This is a genomic window from Paenibacillus sp. FSL K6-2859 (genome assembly GCF_038008265.1).
Taxonomy (GTDB): domain Bacteria; phylum Bacillota; class Bacilli; order Paenibacillales; family Paenibacillaceae; genus Paenibacillus_AQ; species Paenibacillus_AQ nitricinens.
Genome location: NZ_JBBOYU010000001.1, coordinates 2526446 through 2545911, shown reverse-complemented (window position 1 = coordinate 2545911; position 19466 = coordinate 2526446). Strand labels below are relative to the sequence as shown.

The following is a 19466-nucleotide window of genomic DNA, read 5'->3' as shown; positions in this document are numbered from 1 at the left end:
TTTGTCGAATAGGTTTACCTATTAAAGCACAATCTAACAAAGAATCCAGAAGACGTTATTCACTTGCAAGGAGGCGTTTCACTTGAACAACTGGAGAAAACAACCCTTTCCCAGAACAGCAGCTGCTATATTTGGCTTTCGAATCACTTTAACTACCCTAGGACTACTAATGTTGTTTATGGGCAGCTCCTTAGCCTCTGCGACACCAGAGAAACCCGTGATGAAGGATGACCGTCAGCATTTATTAGGTCACGGTCACCGTATGATTTTAATTGATGCGGGACACGGAGGCATCGATGGTGGAACTTCCTACGGTAATATTCTTGAAAAAGATATCACGTTAGATATCTCACGTCGATTATTTCTACTTCTGGGTAGCGATGGCTTTGACGTTGCTTTAAACCGCAATGGAGATTATGCCCCAAGTGATGAGAACCGCTGGCTGCGTAGTAAATCTCGACATCTGCGGGATCTTGCACAGCGTAAAGAACTTGCTGAGACATTACCTGCTACTGTAGTGGTAAGCATCCATATTAACTGGGCGCCTTCCCCATCCAAACATGGTCCACTTGTATTGTACCGTCAAGAGGGCCGTAGCTTCATCCTTGCTAAGTCCATTCAGCATCAGCTAAATAATCTTTATGATGTCGAAGCTCATCCACGACCAGGTAAGCCCTTTTATTTACTCAACAAAATAACCGCCACAACGGTTATCGTTGAGGCGGGTTTTGTAAGCAGTCCGACTGACCGCGCAAAGTTATGCACCCCTAAAGGGCAGCAACAAATCGCTGAAGCCATCGCTGATGGTATTGTAGCTTATCTTATGGAAGTTTAAGTTGGGAGCTCCATTTCATCTCGTTTTTAACCAGATCAGAGATCCCTATAAACTCAACATTGTCTTTCATCTGTTCAATACCGCTGCGGATTCCTGCGGCGGTCTCTTTCCCAAATACACCAACATGACCGATCGTTACACAAAATCGTTGATCCTTCGCCATGTCTTTGACGAGACCCATTTGTTTCAGAACATGACTTGCTGTATGTGTGTCATCTAAAAAGATATGGTTCTCTACGCGTGGGAGACCCATTCGATAAGCCATATTACCAGCAACAGAACGGTAGTTGGTCTTGCTGTCTACAAAAAATAATCCTCGTTCTTTGCATACAGATAAGATCACCGCCATAATCCGCTCATCCCCGGTAATTTTCGAGCCCATATGGTTATTTATCCCGATCGCATAAGGAACATTATCGAGTGCTGCCTCAACCTTTTGTCGCACTTCCGCATCGGACATTTTGGCCAATATGGCTCCCGGTCCAAGCCATTTAGGATTACCTTGGCGCGGCTCCATCGGCAAATGAACCAGAACATCATCTCCGCGTTCATGGGCGCGGGTCGCATCCTTTACGGATGTAGGTAAAAAAGGCATGACGGCTACAGTAAGCTTTATCGGTAACGAGAACATTTCATCTGTCCCCTTCATGCCATTGCCGAAATCGTCAATAATGATAGCGACCTTATCACGTTTTGGTACACTCTCTTCAAGCTGCGTAGTTGTAGCGTTGTCTTTAGACGTGGCAGCAGAGACAGCCGGCGTAGCCGGAACAATTGTGGTAATCAATACTGCAGCAACAGCAAGCCAATTCAGTAAGTAACGTTTAACCTTTCGACTGTCCTTCATCAAGAGGAACGCCTCCTTCGTCTTAAACAATTGTTCTCATTGTTTGGTTCACGAAGGTTAAATATGTACGAGGAGGGTTCGCAATAATTTACAATCGAGCTGTTGCTAATGCCCGCGCTCGTCTGTGGCAAGGATTGCTTCCAGCACATCCACAGATTGAACTTCAAATGGCATATTCTTCATTGGGCTATCCTGGGAGCAGCTAGCTTCTGCCACCACCATTAATTTATCGATCTCGCTACTGGTAATCCCAAGCTCCTTAAGTGTAACGGGAAGGCCGACTTTTTTGCAGAAAGCAATGACCTGAGCGATCTCATCTTCTGAAGCCTTCTCCAAGACCAACTGCACGATCGTAGCAAAGGCAACCTTCTCACCATGTAGCACATTCCTGCATCCCTCATGCAGGGTCAGTCCGTTATGAATAGCATGGGCTGCAGCAAGCCCACCGCTCTCAAACCCAACGCCGCTCAAGTAAATATTAGCTTCAACAATATGTTCCACTGCAGAAGAGGTGATCCCCTGTTTAACATCCAGGAGTGCGGATTCACCTTCAGCAAGAAGTGTGTCCAGACAAGCACGTGATAAGGCGAACGCTGCGATTGTGCCAGTCCCGCCTGCATGAGTAACCGCTCCAGATTCACGGCAAGCTCTTGCTTCGTAATAGGTGGATAAAGCATCACCCATTCCAGCCGCCAGCAATCTTGCAGGGGCTTTAGCGATGATATCGATATCTGCGATCACCATCTCAGGATTTCTTTTTAATGGAAGGTAACAGTCGAAGTCACCTTCGTCCGTATACAACACTGATAAAGCGCTGCAAGGTGCATCCGTCGAGGCCACTGTGGGTACAATAACTACCGGGAGATCTGCCATGTGGCTTACTGCTTTTGCCGTATCTAGGGTCTTGCCTCCACCGATTCCTAAGACAACTTCAACGTCCTCCAGGCCAAGTTCCAGTACTACCTCATCCACCTGATTCCGGCTGCACTCACCCTTGAGTTCGCGCATCATAAGGGGAATATCGTTCATTTCAAAGCTGTGTAAGATATCCTCCTTGTACATGGACAAAATATATGGATCTATAATCGCAAAAGCTCTTTTCACGCCTAGCTGTAAACAATAATCTGCCAGCTTACGGATTTCGCCATGCCCCTGAATATATTTAGTCGGTGAACATAAGATCTGCGTCATGGTTTCACTCCTCTTTTTGTATATTCTTTTATTCTAAGGAGTGTTGCATCAGACTGGCTATAAATAAAGATGCTATCGACTTTTGTCTTAAATAAATCCCCCGTTCACTCGAATCGTCTGGCCCGTAACCCACTGTGATTCCTTACTGGCTAGAAACAGCACTACACTCGAGATATCCTCAGGCTCACCCAACCGTCCAAAAGAATTCATACTCCCAACATTCGCAATCTCTTCAGCTGACTTTCCCACGGTAAATAGCTCAGTATTCACTGGACCCGGAGAGACCGCATTAATCGTAATTCCTTTTCGTCCAAATTCTTTAGCTAACTGACGAGTGAATTGTTCCACAGCTCCCTTTGTTCCCGCATAAACGCTGTAGGTTGGGAACATCTGACCTGTCACTGATGTCGAGAAATTAATGATCCGTCCGTTCTCACCCATATGTTTAGCCGCTTGCTGGCAAGCAAAAAAGGTACCCTTCACATTGATGGCGAACTGTTTGTCGAAGTCTTCTTCCGTCATACTCGCAATCGGCTTTGTGATCATAATGCCTGCGTTGTTAACGAGAATATCGATTTGTCCATAAGCTTCCAATGTGGCTTGGAATAATTGTTCCAGCTCTGTCACTTGGCTGATATCCGCCCGGATAGCGATAGCTTCTCCACCCTTTTGCTTAATTTCGTCCACAACTTCCTCTGCCTTACTTGAACTGCTTGCATAATTAACAACAACCTTCGCACCATGCAACGCCAAGTTCTCCGCAATTTCTCGTCCCATACCTCTTGAAGCTCCAGTCACTAATGCAACTTTTCCAACCAAATTTTGTTCCATCATTTATTCCCCCTATTCGTTTGTCTTTCTTGTTGGTCTGATTATAAATCGAACACCCGCAAATAACAAGTGACAATTATTATTTTTTGTCATTCAATATAATTGTTCTCCAGACGCAAAAAAACCTTCCGATCTTCATCAAAAGGTTTAGTCCATCATTTTTCTATTATGAAATATGCTATAACAATTTATGACGAAATTCCGGAAAGCATCAAATCCCAAACGGAGGCAAACTCCTGATCAATCGAACCCGACTGCCACTCTTTCGCGTGAGCAGGATGATGAAATCTTGATGTTGCATTAAAAATAGCTCTTGCCGTAACCTCTGATTCCAATGCTTTAAACTCCCCGGTTTGTATACCTTTTTCAAGAATGCGTGCGAGTTGCCCAATTAATTGATCTACGTGTTGGGTAATCATATCTACGGCTTCTAAAGTTACAGAGGCGTACATAGCAAACATTTCGGAATCATCTACAGCATAGCTTCGTTTACTGCGGACTAGAGTATCTAACCACAGACGTAGCTGCACTTTGGCATTCCCATCAAATTGCTCCGTAACGTCCTTCAATGGGGCTAAAATATTTTGATGCAACCATCTTTCGGTTACCGATTCGCGCAAAGCTGCTTTACTGGAAAAATGTCTATATAGCGTACCATGACTAACCTTCAGTACCCTCGCTACATCAACAACTGAAGTCTTATCCGGGCCAAAACGCCGGAGCACTTGTTCAGCCGCATCCAAAATGTTTTCTTTAGATAATGGAAGATCATTCGACATTGGTATTTCCCCTCGCTCTATTTCTGATGGTACTTATCATAGCATATAATATTCAAAAATGAACTGACAATAACGTTACTTTGTCATTTGTTGAATCAATCCAATTCTCATCAGCCGCTGAGTACCTACCATATCCCAACAACAAAAAACCTCCCTGTTTTCTCAAGAAGGTTCATTACTTTCATCTACTTTCTCACTCGTCCAGCTTCGCCCTAACAAACTTGCCAATCTTCGAAATCGCCTGCTCTGCTTCTGGGAGCATGTACGCTAAGAAATGAAAAACACTCCACATCTTCTCCCATATTTCCAGTTCCACATGAACCCCCGCCACTCTCGCCTCTTCAGCCAATCTCGTTGAATCACTTAAAAGCACCTCATGGTCGCCTACTTGAACGAGTAAATCAGGCAATCCCTGCAAATTCATTCTTAACGGCGATAATATTGAAGCCCTCTCGGTTCGACTACCTACATATGCATCGAGTATACGTTTATTTCCCTCTAAGCTACCTGTCGGATCAAGCGATGCACGACTCTGATACGATTCTCCGTCTAGATGGACAAGATCCGTATGAGGTGAGATTAAAAAAGCACCCGCTGGTAACTCCCTCCCCTCATCCCTCAACGAAATCAGAGTCATCAGCGCAAGGCTGGCTCCCACAGAATCTCCCCCAAACAGGATGTCACGGGCAGAATATCCATTCGCAAGCAACCACCGGTAAGCCCCTATACAATCTTCATTAGCAGCGGGATAGATATACTCGGGTGCAAGACGATACTCAATCATTAGTACTTTCATACCACTAGCTTTTGCAATTCGTGATACCAGATCCCGATAAAATTCACAAGTGCCTGCAATAAAACCACCACCATGAAAATAAAGTATCACTTTATCATCAGTTGGGGCTGATTCCACAGGAATGATCCACTCCCCACTTAATGTCCCAATCCTGACCCGCTCGACTGTAACATCAGAATGGCTAGGCAGACTCGCAGCCGCCTCAATCATTTCTTGCCGAATTTGCGCTACAGATTTACTTTCAAAGCGGTTTGTTTGTTTTAAATAGTCTTTGATCGCTGCAAGCTGTTCCATACTCGTTTTGTCCATATTCATTATCCCTCCTACAGATCTCTTCCTCTCGAATTGTAAAGCCTGTAGGAGACTACAAGGTCAAGTTAAGATTCCATTTTTAGTATTTCTAGCGTCGATTGCACGCCTGGATGCTTATCCGTGGCTAATAAATTTTTCCTCAAATCTGCAAGTGCGGTGAGCTTTATTTCCTGTTTTGCAATTTCACTACGGACTCGCTCTATTTTTTTATCTACAACGTTTACAAAATCATCTATGCTAATGCCACTGCTTTCCGATTTTAACAGTGCCTTTTTAATTTCCTTTAGGGTGAACCCGCATAGCTTTGCATTTTGGATAAACGTTAGTCGGTTTAGCGCCTCTTCAGAATAAAGACGGTATCCAGCTTCTGAACGCAAAGGTGATCTAATTAGTCCGAGTTCCTCATAATACCTCAGTGTTTCCATATTCACATTTGCCATCTTGGCCATTTGGCCTCGCAAGTACTTCGTCATGATCTACGCCCCCTTGGATTCCCTATATTATACCAAAATCCAGATAATCCAGATCATACAGAGGGTATCACACACAAAAAAACGGCATTTCTGCCGTTTCCCGATGTCTACTCTACTCTTTTACCTTACAGCACTTCACTTCGAACCGCATTTTTCTGAATCATAGAAATCTGTCCGGCATGAATACCTGTGTGATACATAAGTCTGCCTATTGCTTCAAGCGGAGTTGATGTGCCAAAAGACGACTCTACGCTTTCATGCCAAGCATCTTCCGGAAGCTCCCGCATCGCTGCAATTAGATTGTCATTAGAAGACGTCAGCAGGTCCACCAGCTCACTTAATGTAGTATATGCTGCATCGTCGGCTTGAGGTTTAGGTCTGCCAAAGAACCACTCTGCAAACATAAATTCTACCTCGGCATTATGAGAAATCAATCCTCCGATGGATGAATTCCCTAATTTAAGATTTAAATCTTCTTCCGGCAATGCCTTCACCATTTTATGAAACCGCTCTTGAACCGCTTGCCAGATGGGCAGTATTGAAGTTATAGTCATCGGCTATTTGCTCCCTTGTACTGTTGCTTCTTCATCTTTCTTCTTATCAATAACAACGTGATTAAATATATTTGCATCTACATCAATATCGAAGGCCAATCCAAAACCAACAACATAACGCCCCTTTAACGGATTCAGTTCGAAAAGGGAAAAATCCAGTCCGCGCAGCAATTTCAGCATAGCTTCACCATGATCAGCATTGAACAATTCAAAGATATCCTCATGTCCATCATTGCCGATATTGTTTGAGGTACAGCTCCAGCGCACACGCTCAGTTGCAAATTTATTGTTTGTTTCAGACTCATCCGCAATTAGAAAAGCATCCACAAAATCATTATTTTCCATATAGCCATAGTGCTCTGCAATCTTACTAATATAAATATACAGCTTGCCGTCTTTCTTTACGAAAGGCGCATAGCTAATAAAGGGCTTTCCTTCATCATCAATTAAACTCAGAATCAGATTCTTGCGTTTATTAATAAATTGTAAGTAGTTTTCTTTATTTTTTTCTACATCTACTGGCTTCTTCATACAAAAATCCCTCCATGAATAGGTTGTGTAATGACACTATGAATCTATCGAACGGTACTCAACAAATGAATACGAGGTTTCTTCTCTGTAGGCACATACTGGACTTCCGCATCCATCCGGTATATATCCCTTATCATATCGGTTGTCATGACTTCATTGGGTGTGCCATACATCGCCTTCTCACCCGCCTGCACTACAACAATACTATCGCTATAAGCAGAAGCTTGATTGAGATCATGCAGCACCATCACTACGGTCATGCCCATATCTTGATTTAACTCGCGAACAAGCTCAAGCACTTCATGCTGATGCGAGATATCCAAGTACGTGGTGGGTTCATCAAGCAACATGATCAAAGGGCGTTGTGCTAAAGCCATTGCAATCCAGGCTCGCTGTGATTCTCCACCTGACAATGAAGCCACTGCTCGGTCCTTATACTCTATCAAATGTGTCTTTTCAAGGGCCCAATGAACAATGTCCATATCCTCTTGGTTTAATCTTTCAAACCACTTTTTGTGTGGATATCTGCCATACGAGACCAGATCGATCACAGTCATATCACTCGGTGCTTGATTCTTCTGGCTCAGCATGCACATTTTTCGTGCGACTTGTTTGGCGCTCATGGTCTTCAGATCCGTACCATCGAGTATGACCGTACCCGTGTGATAAGGAATTAGCCGTGATACCGCTTTGAGCAAAGTGGATTTACCGGAGCCGTTCGGTCCTATAATGGAGACGATCTCACCTTTTTTTACGGAAAAAGAGAAGTTGTTAATCACGCTTTTCTGCTCATACCGAATCGAAATGGAATCGACAGTAAACATGTTAGAACGCCTTCTTTCTCATCAGGTATAGAAAATAGGGTCCGCCAATCACAGCCATAAGGATACCCGCAGGGATATCTAGGGGTGCAAACAGGGTACGTCCACCTGTATCCGCAATTAACAGAACCAACGCACCAAGAGCCATACTCATCGGCAAAAGATATTTGTAATCTGAACCCACAAGCAATCTCGCCATATGAGGTACAACTAGACCGACAAATCCGATCATTCCAATGGCTGCTACAGAAATAGCCGCTAGAAATACTGCCAGCAAGGAGAGCAGGATACGAATTCGGTTCACATTTTCACCCAGATTCGAAGCCACCTGATCACCCAGACGAATGATATTTGCCTTACGAATGGCAAAGAACGATAAGATCCAACCTGCAATCGCATATGGGAAGACCATCATCAACGCATTATTCCCTTTTGCCGCAAGACTGCCGTTAAGCCATTGAACCGCTGCAGGAAGTCTATCGCTGTACATGATTGTTAATAGGCCAATGAGACCTCCGCAAAGCGCATTCACAGCAACGCCAGATAAAATAATAGTAATCGGTGAAATACCGGTTCGTCTCCACGCTAATGCATATACAATACCGGCAGCAATCAGCCCTCCAACAAAAGCGGCAATCGGAATGAACTCAGTATACTGTGGTGCAGCAAGCATTATGACAAGAACACATGCAGCCGCGCCACTAGTTACACCCGTCAATCCAGGATCAGCAAGTGGGTTACCCATCACAGCTTGCAGCAGTGCGCCCGAGATCGCTATATTCGCTCCGATGATCATCGCCAGTAACACACGCGGCAATCGAATATCCCAAATGATGGTGGCATTCACCGCCTTAGACGATGAACCAAAGATCGTACTTAGTATGTCTGATACCGGAATGAATACAGAGCCTAATCCGATGGCAATAATCGCGGCTACGAGCGCTAATAGAACCGTTACAATAACAACTATTCTGCTACGAGATGTATTTATCACTTGCTGTCTCCTTTAATTATTCATAGAAGTATTTTGCGATTTCAGTTAGGGCTGTTTCTGCGTTAATGATCGAAGTTACACCGAACACACTGTAATCTAAAATCTGGATTTTGTCGTTTTTATAAGCGGACAGCTTCGTCCAAGTTTCATTTTTCTCTATTTCTTTTTTAAATTTGTCCTTGGTCGCTCCGTGGTCACCTGAAGCCAATACGAGAATAACGTCAGGATCAGCGGCTACGACGTTTTCCATGTTTATAGGAGAGTAAGTATCTGTAACTTTAAGTACAGAAGTAGCGATATTATCAGCGCCAAGCTTCTTAACCAAGCTACCCAGATAAGATTTCTCACTCATAACCATGAAGGAATCAGCGGTTCCAATAACGAGCATCACGCTCGGCAGTTCTTTTCCTTCGGCTAATTTGCTTAGCTCATTCTCTTTATCCAAAATCTTACTCAAAGCCGTATTCATTTCATCTTTTTTATTAAAATAAGTGCCTAATACTTTAAGGCTAAGCTTTAAATCCTCAAAGGATTCTGTGCGTAGATATGCTTTTTGCAAGTCCATGCCTTCCAGTGTCTTATCCAGCGTGCTTCGAAGCGATTCTGCCCCCAGCAGCAAGTCTGGCTCAAGCTTTGTTACTACTTCAAGATCCGGTGCCATTGGCGAGCCAATTTTATCTATCGATTCAAAGTCAGCAGGGATTGGATTGGTGGAGGTTGGCACCCCAACTGGTGTGATTCCAAGCAAATAGAGCATTTCTGTTAATGGGACAGATGTAGTTACAATTCGCTGTGGAGCTGTGGCTGGAAACTGGCTTAATGCTTCATTGAACAATGCTTCATCTACACCATCATTCTCCAGACTGTACACCTTTCCAGCATCCGCTGTTTTCGCTGCTTCTGTTGCATTCGCTGCATTTGCTTCTTTCGTTTCATTAGCAGCTGTATTCGTTACAGCTTCATTCTTGGTTTGATTGTCCGCTGTATTGGTGGACGAACATGCAGTCATTGCAGTAAGCGCTGCAACCACCAGAAGTACTAATAATTTCTTCAAAATCTATCCCTCCGAGTATGTATAATTATACGTTTCATGTAGTGATAATGATTTTCATTTTCATCTACCATTCCTATGATAATGGTTATCATTGGGAAGTGTCAAGAATTTTATTTAAATTTTAAACCAGCAAAAACGCCTTAAACATCCCAATTAAAATGGACAACCTTTCTTGTAGATAAATAGGAATTCAGTATTGAATGAAATTTTCACTTTTTTAAATTAACAAAAAAACCACATCTAAAGGACGTGGTCAATATGCATAATAAACCTAAATATTTAATTATAGAATGGAGTGAATCTTCACTCATTTCTCTTCTCGTTCTTCTTCCGTTAGCCTTGGACATACATAACACTTCTCGCCATCCTCAAGGCAATAATAGAGGCAGCAGGAGGAACGTAACACTAGTCGCTCTCCTGCATGATACGGTAATTCAAGGATCATCTATTGCTCTCTTCTTCACTCTGAATAACTAGTTGATACTCCACTTTTGCTTTGTCTTGTTCAAACAAACATAGCTTACCACGACGCAGATTATTTCTGCCACTACATAAAGAAAGCCATAAGCCGATATTACCCAATATTAAAGGAAGGATAAAGAAATTCCCTATCAACAAGACATATCGTAAAATCGCCAAAATCGCGGATGTTCTAGGATTGTTAATAGCTGTATACAAAGCGTTAATTATAATATTGGCCCCCACAAAGATAAAATTAAAGCTATAAAATGTGATGATCTCACTGGATGTATTCATGACCTGAAGATTGTCTTTTACAAAAAGAGAAATAAAGGGAGATTAAAAAATAATCAGTATTACAGTACAAACCACACCAACCAATGTAACTATTCTAATGGCCACAGCTATCAGTTCTGATACACAACTATCGAGACCTTGCGGCATTATGACCGAATCGACCTGCTGAAGCCTGCAAAAGTAGATCCCTCCTCTGGTTATCGCTATTATTCAGATAAAGAGCTAATTTATCTGGATGTCATTAACTTCTGCAAAAAAAAGAATATGCCACTTCATAAGATTAAAGATGTTTTTACGAATGATAATCTTGATTATATGATTAGTTTTCTAAAAACAAAGGAAGAGGAAATAGAACAGGAAATTAAGCAGCTCAAAAAGACGAAATTACAACTTGGAATTTTACGAGAACAATACGAAAACCATGCTTATTTATCTGATGTTCCCCTATCCTCTACCCATTTTTCAACCAAAGTCTCGGGACAAAGAGCAATCGTCAAAATTCCGTCACTACAGAAACCCAGCCTCGAAAGTTTCCATCAACTGCAGAATGCATTGAATCAACAGCTTGGAGATGAGCCAAAAGATGCATTTGCTTTTGATCTACCAAAAGGAACTTATCTCAATGGTTATTGCTCAGAGCAGCAGAGAATGGAAACGATGCAGAATATCACTGCGTATGCTAAAGCCGAATATACGGAGATTCCATTCGTCATCCAGTCAGTAATTTTCACCGGAATGTTTCAGTGGGTTTATGAGATTCAAGTATTGTTAAAATCTGCATGATCTATTCCTAGTTTCGTAGATTCGTAGATTCGTACCCACTGGATCAGTGGTGCATATAATGCACTTGTGAGGTGATCCATTAATAAATGAGCCGACAATTGTGGCTAGAGCAATACAATTCAAGAATCCATAGGGCGCTAAGAAAAAGAATTCAACACTCCCAAGTCCGTCGCGGTACATCCGCTAAAATCCCTATCATTATTAAATTCAAACAAAAAATGACCCCGGCACAGCTGAAGTCATTACAAAAACATCTAGAATCACACGACTTTCCTATCAAACATCATCTTCCTATACTAAATTCTGTATCATCACTAGTTTCGATGAACTGTCTGAAACAGATGTGCAGTTGGCATGGAATCGATAAAATCTATGTAGACGGAATTAAAAAAACATCACTTTATATAGCGACACCATCCATCGGTTCTACATCCGTCCAAAAGAAACAGGGACTTACCGGAAAAGGAATCAACATTGCCATTCTTGACACAGGAGTGTATAGACACCCTGATCTGATTCAGCCCTGTAACCGTATCGTAGCTTTTAAAGATTTTATCAATCACAGAAAACTTCCCTACGACGATAACGGTCATGGAACACATATCGCAGGCGATGCGGCAGGCAACGGATGGATGAGCAAAGGAAAATACAAAAGCCCTGCTCCAGAGGCAGGGATCGTCGGTGTTAAAGTACTCGATAAAAATGGTGACGGATATGACTCCACGATTATTAAAGGAATCGAGTGGTGTATTGCGAATCGAAAGCGACTAAAACTACGTATCCTTTCGATGTCATTAGGGGGTACGGTAAATTCACCTTGTTCTGACGATCCGCTGTGCCAAGCCGTAGAAAAAGCAATAAAGGCTGGAATCACTGTTGTGATTGCAGCTGGAAATAGCGGCCCTGGACGCAGGACGATAGAATCTCCTGGTATTAGTCCTTCTGCAATTACCGTAGGTGCAGTGGATGATCGCCGCACGCTCACACAAAAGGACGACCGGATTACTTCATATTCAAGCCGCGGACCTGCACCTGGAGGGCGAAAGAAACCAGACCTCGTAGCTCCTGGCGAGACCATTATTTCTCTTCGTGCGCCTCACTCCAAGCTAGATCGCGAGCTTCCTTACTTGCGGATCGCTAAAAATTATTTTGTACTGTCCGGTACCAGCGTCTCAACCCCAATAGTCTCCGGTGTGATCGCTCAATTGTTGCAGAGAAATCCATCTCTATCCCCTAAGCAAGTAAAATGCATACTGAAAAAGAACATATTCTCTCTTAAACTAAAACCTAACACAGCCGGCTCTGGTGAGATTAATGCGAGATTCTTATTGTGATTTTGCTTCCTTCTTTAAAGCTGTGATAACAGAAACTGACAACACTTCAGTAAATTTACCCATAGGCTCAATTTCTAATAAAGAAGATTTCAAATCCGCTTCAAATTGTTCTAAGTGATCTCCAAATAAACGCTTTGAAGCATAGGATGTGGAATACAAATTTCCAAGAATAGAATCCACCGTCCATGTCACTGAATAACTCGGTAAAATCAATCTTTCCACATCCTTAAAACTAGATCGCGCAACAATATCCTCATGTCTTTCTTTAGGATGAGTATAGATGCTGTCTCCTGCTATTCTTTCGTTACCTAACCAGCGTTTTACTACTTCATTTACCTTAAGCTGCCAAGATAATGGCTCATGCCCTACATTAAAAGTATCAATAATCGCTAATCCACCATTGTCGATCAAACTATGATGTAGAATTTCAAGAAGGGCTGTCCTATCCATCCAATGAAAGGCTTTGGCCAGGATGGTAAGACGGAAGGAACCCCAGTCGTTCTGCAACTCTTCTGCTCTACCAAGTATCCAACTAACGTTATCTACCCTATGGAGTGTTGATAGACGATTAGCCTCTTCCAACATTTCACTTTCCGTATCTACACCTGTCATTTCTTCAAACCAATCACTAAATCTTAGTCCCAGCTGACCCGTACCACACCCTAAATCAAGCAGACGGCCTTCTCCGTTAAGCGAAAACTTCTGAATTAAGTACCGAATAAGGGATGAAGGATACTGCGGCCGATATTCTGAATAGTACACTGCCGTACCTTTAAATAAATCCGGACCATATCCATTCATAGGTTCACCCTTCTCTTGTTTTCTAATAGGACAAAATCATAGCAGACATCCAACTAAAATAAAAGGCAGTTCGGTTTGACCGAACTGCCTTTTATTTATGCTGATACGGCAATTCGCTGGATTTGGGCTCAAAGGATCAAAAAATCCACATTGAAATGATTGACAAATAAGTCCATTACATATATGGTTAATTACATAACTAACTAACCAATGAACATGGCGGTGAATACATGGGAAGCTTAATGGATGATACTCGACCAATATTTATGCAGATCGCCGAACGCATAGAAAATGACATCATCGAAGAAACACTCCTGGAGGAATCACAGGTTCCTTCTACAAATCAATTTGCTGTTTTTTACCAGATCAATCCGGCTACGGCTGCGAAAGGTGTGAATTTGCTTGTCGACCAAGGAATTTTATACAAAAAGCGAGGTATCGGCATGTTTGTAGCTTCTGGAGCGCGCACAGTATTGATGGAAAAGAGAAAAGAACAATTTTATGAGCAATATGTTGTAACTATGATCCGTGAAGCAGAGAAATTAGGAATTACGTTGGATCAATTAACGAAGATGATTCAGAGGGGAGATAATCGGTCATGAATGAAGTCGTTGAGATCAAGGGACTGACCAAGTCGTACGGAAAGGTAACCGTCATCCAAGACATTAATTTTTCTTTAGAAAAGAACAAAATCTATGGTCTGCTTGGCAGAAATGGTGCGGGGAAAACAACAATCATGCACATGATTACAGCACAGTTATTTGCTACAAGTGGTGATCTGAAGGTGTTCGGGGAACATCCCTACGAGAATAACCGCGTACTCAATCAGATTTGCTTCATTAAGGAAAGCCAAAAGTACCCAGATACGTACCGTATTATCGATGTTCTAGAGGTTTCTGCGTTATTTTTCCCTAACTTTGATCGGGACTATGCCCACTCTTTAATCAAAGACTTCAATCTACCCTTAAAAAGAAGAATAAAGAAGCTGTCCAGAGGTATGCTCTCGGCGGTGGGTATTGTAGTAGGTCTAGCTAGCCGAGCTCCCCTAACTATATTTGACGAGCCCTATTTAGGTCTGGATGCTGTGGCTAGAAGCCTGTTTTACAATCGATTAATTGAGGATTATTCAGAATATCCACGAACAGTTGTCTTGTCTACCCATTTAATTGATGAGGTAAGCCAGCTGTTAGAGCATGTCATTGTTATCGACAACGGTAAGCTGATTATCAATGAGGACGCTGAAGCGCTTCGCGGGCGAGCCGCTAAGGTGATCGGTGCGACTGCGAAGGTGGAAGATTTAATCTCCGGTAAAGAGGTTATCTCTCGTGAATCCTTTGGCGGATTACTTTCTGCCACTGTTATTGGCTTAAACTCAACAGATCTAACACGTGCTGAGATGCTTGGTCTGGAGATCTCCCCCATCTCTTTACAACAGTTAATTGTTCATCTCACAAATAGAAGATCTCAAGGAAAGGAAGTGGCAGCACAATGAACCATATGACAGGAATATTAAAAATGCACTACAAGGATAAATGGTTTTGGTTATTTATGCCTTGGATCATATTATTGTCCAGTTTTCTCGTCAATCTCGTCATAGCTTGTTTCATGCAAGAACCAATGTATACCGGTGGCCTAGTCTCTATCTTTATTTATATGTTTGTCATAGGTATCATCATTTTGGTTCAGACCTTCCCCTTTGCCTTGGGCTTAAGCATACGGAGGACAGATTATTTCTTCGGCACCTCCTTAATGGCCGTTATAACAAGTGCCGGCTTCTCACTTCTTCTGTTCCTGCTATCTATTGTAGAAACCAAATTAACACCTGGATGGGGTGTGCAGCTACATTATTTTCATATGCCATACTTGAATGACGGTACTGTCCTAGAGCAGCTGTGGATCTATTTCGTGATCATGTTGCATATGTTTTATTGGGGATTTGTTATCTCCAGCATCTTCCGCAGATTCGGCAGAAGTGGCCTATTCATTTTCGCAGCAGTCATGTTTATTGTGTACAGCGTCGCTGGATTGTTAATGACGTATTATCATTGGTGGGGAGATCTATTTAATTGGTTCGTTAGCCATACCGCATTTGAAATTGCCTTGTGGAGCATGCCTTTGACGGTCTTGTATGCACTCTTATCGTTTTGGATGCTTCGGAAGTCTACAGTATAAGGCACTGCCTCGAATATCTAAACATTATAGGAGGTACTGTATGGATTATGTGAGGGATTACGCCATGTATGCTTCTATATTCGGTATGTTTAGTTTTAGTTGGTTTGGTTGGGCACAAGAAAATCCCAGATCCAGCTGGCGAAAATATATTGGCATAGCTTCTGGTGTATCCCTTCTCATCTGCTTGATTGGTGTCTATTTAAGTGTGACGAACTGGGATGCTCCCTCCGTATTAAATGACAAGACCTCTTTTGATAATTATCTAACTTCTGTCTATGTTGAATTATTTTTGGCTGGCGCTGGAGCTTCTATATTGATGAAATGTAAGTATAATGATTACGTTGCTCCTTGGATTTCTTTTATAGTGGGGATTCATTTTATTGGCTTAAAAAGTGTGTTTAACGATTTCAGTTTATACCTTTTAGCAGCACTTCTTGTTGCAATCTCTATCGTATCACTATTCATATCTAAAAAACTTAAGGTCGCAAACAGTGCAATTACAGGCATTGGTGCTGGGACAGTTTTGTTCGCCTTCGCTTTATTAGGGTTAATTCGATATTTATTAAGCTAAGTCATACCATGATCATCAGAACTTTCATGAACCATCCGCTCACATCTCAGAATCAAAATGATATACCTTTATTCACCCATACCCTTCACCGAACTAGAGAAAGCCTGCAAATGATCAGCTTTTTGTACATGATATCTTCCTCATTAAGTTCAAAAACTGAGAATGTACAGGTATATCCTCACGGATGGCTCGAAGATTTCTTCTGAAGTAAGAATTAATGCAAATTTGCAGAAATCAAGGTGTTAGCCACCCCCGTATTATTTATAAATGTAATTTTGTAGGCTGAGGCGACTATGGGAATTTCCGGGGGGCAATTCTGGTGCATATATGCCTCACTTTCTACTTTTTCTCAGTCTCAATCACGGATATAGGGAATTCCTCCCTTTAAATTTACGCTTTTGTCCATAAATCGATGGATATAGGGAAAACCTCCCTTTAATTCATTGGATTTTATCGTATTTGGGGTTTTATCCGAATTTATAGGGAGTAATTCCTTATACTCATTGAAAATAACTGAATTCTAATAATTATAGGGAGAAATTCCCTATAATCTTGAATTCTCCTTTAATAAATCCAACTCCAATGCTCCCTGACTTTCCCTCAGATACATACCTATTTATATACCTGTATGTTCACTGTATTATACAAAACTCTTATGAACCTAGGCTCCATCCAGAATGAAAATGTTATTCCCTTATCTAGGGTTACTGGTTAGTCAACCTTATATTCACAAAAAAGAAACTCCCTTGATTTCTCAAGGGAGTTTCTAGTGATGCGGTCGAGAGGACTCGAACCTCCACGGTATTGCTACCACACGGACCTGAACCGTGCGCGTCTGCCAATTCCGCCACGACCGCACATCGTAATGACTACATATCAATCTTGTGGTCACAAGAAATATCATATCATGCTGAGATTAAAGCGTCAATATATTTTATAGATTTTCTTGTCGATCATTATTTTATGGATAATTATTGCTTTTACTTCCGATTATAAGGTATAATGAGAACAAAAGTTCGCATAATATAAATGAGGTGATTTATAATGGCGACTACGAAGTTAAAGACATCCATTGTTGATGAAGATATTACTAAAGAAGAACTGTCCCTTGTCAGAAGCTATTTGCTGCTAACGTTTATTCATAAAGTTTTCGAGCGTGACTGCCGTGTAATCAGCAAGAGCGGCCTGTTTAAGACCCCTCAGCTTTATATGGAGCTCGTATCTGGTGCCACTAAGAAGACCTCATTAATGCTCCAAGAGGTTTCGCGCGAATTGAATTCGCATGATCTGAAGATCACAACCGTTCGCCAAGATCAACGAGGAGTTGAGGCCTTGTACTCCTGTAGAGGATATCAAGGTGAACTGAATATATTATGGCCAGGATTCCGTAGAGAGATGATGCTGCGAATGCGTGCATATCTGGGACTGTCCACAGAGCTCTCTATACTCTCCAGAGAAGAAAGTGACACCCAGCTAGCTCTAAGTATATAATCCGTCAGAGGCATAGATGTTAGCAGAACAGCTCCCCACCCAATTTGGGTAAGGAGCTGTTCTGCTGCGGAAACTATATATTATCAAGTTCTTTCCTTGGTTCGCTGAAGGGTTGGAATAGATAATTCCGATCTAGCTTTACTACTCGTCTATTCTGACGACGTATCATTACCTGCGAATCATCCCAAGCCAGAACAATCCCTTTTACATCGTTACTTTCTATGCCATCCCGGACCACACGAATTTTCTCGCCGGAAATTCGGTACGCATCCAATTGTTCATCGCTAATCATCATGAATCCCTCCCTCTGTATAGCTTATCCTATTTTCATTAAGAAAAAAGACCCAAATGAAAAATCATCTGGGCCTCGTATAAGTAATTGACCAATTGCATGTCTACTAAAGCATTCTTATATCAGCGCTTCATTCTTCTCGAACCAGAAATCAAGAACTTTAGCGGACATCACACGTTGCTCCAGATACTCCACTTGGTTTGTAGTGAATTTCTCCCTCCAAGGGAAGGAAAGTTCCTCACATAAACCTTTAATTGTCAGAAGCTCTGACCAAGCTACATAGCGTTTGTACCAAAAAAACTGAGGATGTTCAATCATATAGGGATACAGATCGTCGAATTCCGTGTGTTTGCAATCCAGCGCACGCTCGAAGTGATTCTTGGCCTCGGTTAATTTATCAATAAAAAATTGCTCAGTCACCGGTTCTTTCCCCATTGTGACGCCTCCTCCCTATGTCTGATTTTATTATAAAGGAAAATCTATAGGGTGAAAAGCAGTTGTTTGAAAAATAGGCCTGTTCTTATCTCTAAAACGGGTTATTCCCCAAATTCAATGGTGCCACCACTAAGAGAAGTAATTCTTACGAGTGACTCCAGTCGGATGCCTTGTTCTTTGATTGTTCGAGCTCCAGCCTGAAAGCTTTTTTCCACTACAACGCCAAGACCTACCAGCTCAGCGCCAGAGCGCTCGATGATCTTAATCAATCCACGTGCAGCATCACCATTAGCAATGATATCATCGATAAAGAGGATTTTATCCTCTGAAGAGATGAATTGCCGAGACAACATAATGTCGGTGACAATACCTTTCGTAAAAGAAGGAACTCTTTCACAAAGTGCGTCCGGATCTGCTAACAGTGTTTTTTTGCGACGTGCAAAAACTAACGGCACCTTTAACTCATATGCGGTGGCAAATGCCACGGCAATGCCCGAGGATTCCACGGTCACAATACGTGTAATTCCGCAGTCCGCAAACCTCCCGGCAAACTCCCGTCCCATTTCCATCGTAAGCTGTGGATCTACCTGATGATTCAACAGTGCATCCAGCTTCAGCACTTCATCCGAAACGACGACACCTTCCTCCAAAATCCGCTGTTTCAACACTTCCATGACTTTGAACCTCCAATACCCTTTATAATCGCAGACGTTCCGTACAAATGAATCACGGAAGTCATGTCCTACTGATCCTCATCATAACCTGTACTATACAGAGTACACAAGGCAATCCTGCATAGCACGCATTATGATT

The 19466-nt window shown here is 42.2% G+C and carries 25 protein-coding genes and 1 tRNA gene; 8 read left to right on the top strand and 18 right to left on the bottom strand.

Going from position 1 to position 19466, the window contains the following annotated elements:
• Nucleotides 1–82 precede the first annotated feature (82 nt).
• Nucleotides 83–835, top strand: coding sequence for an N-acetylmuramoyl-L-alanine amidase (locus tag MHB64_RS11100; protein WP_256989766.1), 753 nt, complete (start codon nucleotides 83–85; stop codon nucleotides 833–835).
• Here the strand turns inward: MHB64_RS11100 and MHB64_RS11095 are convergent.
• The 13 genes from MHB64_RS11095 to MHB64_RS11040 all read right to left on the bottom strand — a co-directional run bounded on the left by MHB64_RS11095 (nucleotide 822) and on the right by MHB64_RS11040 (nucleotide 10774).
• Nucleotides 822–1682: a divergent polysaccharide deacetylase family protein gene (locus MHB64_RS11095; protein ID WP_341134413.1), complete on the bottom strand. Its 861-nt coding sequence runs from the start codon at nucleotides 1680–1682 to the stop codon at nucleotides 822–824. The two genes, MHB64_RS11100 and MHB64_RS11095, sit on opposite strands and share 14 nt — an antisense overlap.
• A 105-nt stretch (nucleotides 1683–1787) precedes the next feature.
• On the bottom strand, nucleotides 1788–2873 hold the full coding sequence (locus MHB64_RS11090; protein WP_341134412.1) for a glycerol dehydrogenase: 1086 nt from the start codon (nucleotides 2871–2873) through the stop codon (nucleotides 1788–1790).
• 87 nt (nucleotides 2874–2960) lie between these two features.
• Nucleotides 2961–3704, bottom strand: a complete 744-nt coding sequence (locus MHB64_RS11085) for an SDR family oxidoreductase (protein WP_341134411.1) — start codon at nucleotides 3702–3704, stop codon at nucleotides 2961–2963.
• A gap of 188 nt (nucleotides 3705–3892) precedes the next feature.
• Nucleotides 3893–4483: a TetR family transcriptional regulator gene (locus tag MHB64_RS11080; protein WP_094869435.1), complete on the bottom strand. Its 591-nt coding sequence runs from the start codon at nucleotides 4481–4483 to the stop codon at nucleotides 3893–3895.
• 193 nt (nucleotides 4484–4676) lie between these two features.
• Entirely contained in the window at nucleotides 4677–5588 is a 912-nt protein-coding gene (locus tag MHB64_RS11075; RefSeq protein WP_341134410.1) for an alpha/beta hydrolase, read from the bottom strand.
• 68 nt (nucleotides 5589–5656) lie between these two features.
• Nucleotides 5657–6064, bottom strand: a complete 408-nt coding sequence (locus tag MHB64_RS11070) for a MerR family transcriptional regulator (protein ID WP_341134409.1) — start codon at nucleotides 6062–6064, stop codon at nucleotides 5657–5659.
• Between the two features lie 125 nt (nucleotides 6065–6189).
• Complete coding sequence (locus MHB64_RS11065; protein WP_341134408.1) at nucleotides 6190–6618, bottom strand: DinB family protein; 429 nt, start codon at nucleotides 6616–6618, stop codon at nucleotides 6190–6192.
• A 3-nt stretch (nucleotides 6619–6621) separates the two neighbouring features.
• Nucleotides 6622–7149 (bottom strand): HugZ family pyridoxamine 5'-phosphate oxidase, encoded by a 528-nt coding sequence (locus MHB64_RS11060; protein WP_094869439.1) that lies wholly within the window; start codon nucleotides 7147–7149, stop codon nucleotides 6622–6624.
• Nucleotides 7150–7193: 44 nt separating this feature from the next.
• Nucleotides 7194–7973, bottom strand: a complete 780-nt coding sequence (locus MHB64_RS11055) for an ABC transporter ATP-binding protein (RefSeq protein WP_094875046.1) — start codon at nucleotides 7971–7973, stop codon at nucleotides 7194–7196.
• A gap of 1 nt (nucleotide 7974) precedes the next feature.
• Entirely contained in the window at nucleotides 7975–8964 is a 990-nt protein-coding gene (locus tag MHB64_RS11050) for a FecCD family ABC transporter permease (protein ID WP_052404239.1), read from the bottom strand.
• 16 nt (nucleotides 8965–8980) lie between these two features.
• On the bottom strand, nucleotides 8981–10018 hold the full coding sequence (locus MHB64_RS11045; protein WP_094869442.1) for an ABC transporter substrate-binding protein: 1038 nt from the start codon (nucleotides 10016–10018) through the stop codon (nucleotides 8981–8983).
• A 307-nt stretch (nucleotides 10019–10325) separates the two neighbouring features.
• Entirely contained in the window at nucleotides 10326–10463 is a 138-nt protein-coding gene (locus MHB64_RS33890; protein WP_094875045.1) for a (2Fe-2S)-binding protein, read from the bottom strand.
• Nucleotides 10460–10774 (bottom strand): hypothetical protein, encoded by a 315-nt coding sequence (locus MHB64_RS11040; RefSeq protein ID WP_341134407.1) that lies wholly within the window; start codon nucleotides 10772–10774, stop codon nucleotides 10460–10462. Before MHB64_RS11040 ends, MHB64_RS33890 begins: the two co-directional genes overlap by 4 nt.
• 138 nt (nucleotides 10775–10912) lie before the next feature.
• Between MHB64_RS11040 and MHB64_RS11035 the strand changes: the two genes are divergently transcribed.
• Both MHB64_RS11035 and MHB64_RS11030 read left to right on the top strand, forming a co-directional pair.
• Nucleotides 10913–11557 carry a MerR family transcriptional regulator gene (locus tag MHB64_RS11035; protein WP_341134406.1) on the top strand — a complete coding sequence of 215 codons (645 nt, stop codon included), beginning with the start codon at nucleotides 10913–10915 and terminating at the stop codon, nucleotides 11555–11557.
• 323 nt (nucleotides 11558–11880) lie between these two features.
• Complete coding sequence (locus tag MHB64_RS11030) at nucleotides 11881–12891, top strand: S8 family peptidase (RefSeq protein ID WP_341134405.1); 1011 nt, start codon at nucleotides 11881–11883, stop codon at nucleotides 12889–12891.
• Here MHB64_RS11030 and MHB64_RS11025 read toward each other — a convergent pair.
• On the bottom strand, nucleotides 12883–13692 hold the full coding sequence (locus tag MHB64_RS11025) for a class I SAM-dependent methyltransferase (RefSeq protein WP_341134404.1): 810 nt from the start codon (nucleotides 13690–13692) through the stop codon (nucleotides 12883–12885). The two genes, MHB64_RS11030 and MHB64_RS11025, sit on opposite strands and share 9 nt — an antisense overlap.
• Before the next feature lie 230 nt (nucleotides 13693–13922).
• On the opposite strand from MHB64_RS11025, the gene MHB64_RS11020 reads away from it, so the two are divergent.
• Genes MHB64_RS11020 through MHB64_RS11005 form a run of 4 tightly spaced genes read left to right on the top strand, consistent with a single transcriptional unit; the run spans nucleotide 13923 to nucleotide 16435 of the window.
• Nucleotides 13923–14294 carry a GntR family transcriptional regulator gene (locus MHB64_RS11020; RefSeq protein ID WP_042186911.1) on the top strand — a complete coding sequence of 124 codons (372 nt, stop codon included), beginning with the start codon at nucleotides 13923–13925 and terminating at the stop codon, nucleotides 14292–14294.
• Complete coding sequence (locus tag MHB64_RS11015; RefSeq protein ID WP_094869448.1) at nucleotides 14291–15184, top strand: ABC transporter ATP-binding protein; 894 nt, start codon at nucleotides 14291–14293, stop codon at nucleotides 15182–15184. Before MHB64_RS11020 ends, MHB64_RS11015 begins: the two co-directional genes overlap by 4 nt.
• A gap of 5 nt (nucleotides 15185–15189) precedes the next feature.
• On the top strand, nucleotides 15190–15864 hold the full coding sequence (locus tag MHB64_RS11010) for a hypothetical protein (protein ID WP_341134403.1): 675 nt from the start codon (nucleotides 15190–15192) through the stop codon (nucleotides 15862–15864).
• A gap of 40 nt (nucleotides 15865–15904) precedes the next feature.
• Nucleotides 15905–16435: a hypothetical protein gene (locus tag MHB64_RS11005; protein ID WP_341134402.1), complete on the top strand. Its 531-nt coding sequence runs from the start codon at nucleotides 15905–15907 to the stop codon at nucleotides 16433–16435.
• A gap of 773 nt (nucleotides 16436–17208) precedes the next feature.
• Here the strand turns inward: MHB64_RS11005 and MHB64_RS11000 are convergent.
• Nucleotides 17209–17292, bottom strand: a tRNA-Leu gene (locus MHB64_RS11000).
• A 187-nt stretch (nucleotides 17293–17479) separates the two neighbouring features.
• Between MHB64_RS11000 and MHB64_RS10995 the strand changes: the two genes are divergently transcribed.
• Entirely contained in the window at nucleotides 17480–17926 is a 447-nt protein-coding gene (locus tag MHB64_RS10995; protein WP_341134401.1) for a hypothetical protein, read from the top strand.
• A gap of 73 nt (nucleotides 17927–17999) precedes the next feature.
• Here the strand turns inward: MHB64_RS10995 and MHB64_RS10990 are convergent, their stop codons facing one another.
• The 3 genes from MHB64_RS10990 to MHB64_RS10980 form a co-directional block, all read right to left on the bottom strand.
• The gene (locus MHB64_RS10990) at nucleotides 18000–18218 is read right to left on the bottom strand and encodes a hypothetical protein (protein WP_094876126.1); all 219 of its coding nucleotides are present in this window, start codon (nucleotides 18216–18218) and stop codon (nucleotides 18000–18002) included.
• Between the two features lie 117 nt (nucleotides 18219–18335).
• The gene (locus MHB64_RS10985; RefSeq protein WP_341134400.1) at nucleotides 18336–18653 is read right to left on the bottom strand and encodes a hypothetical protein; all 318 of its coding nucleotides are present in this window, start codon (nucleotides 18651–18653) and stop codon (nucleotides 18336–18338) included.
• 101 nt (nucleotides 18654–18754) lie between these two features.
• Nucleotides 18755–19327: a xanthine phosphoribosyltransferase gene (locus tag MHB64_RS10980; protein WP_341134399.1), complete on the bottom strand. Its 573-nt coding sequence runs from the start codon at nucleotides 19325–19327 to the stop codon at nucleotides 18755–18757.
• Between the last annotated feature and the right edge of the window lie 139 nt (nucleotides 19328–19466).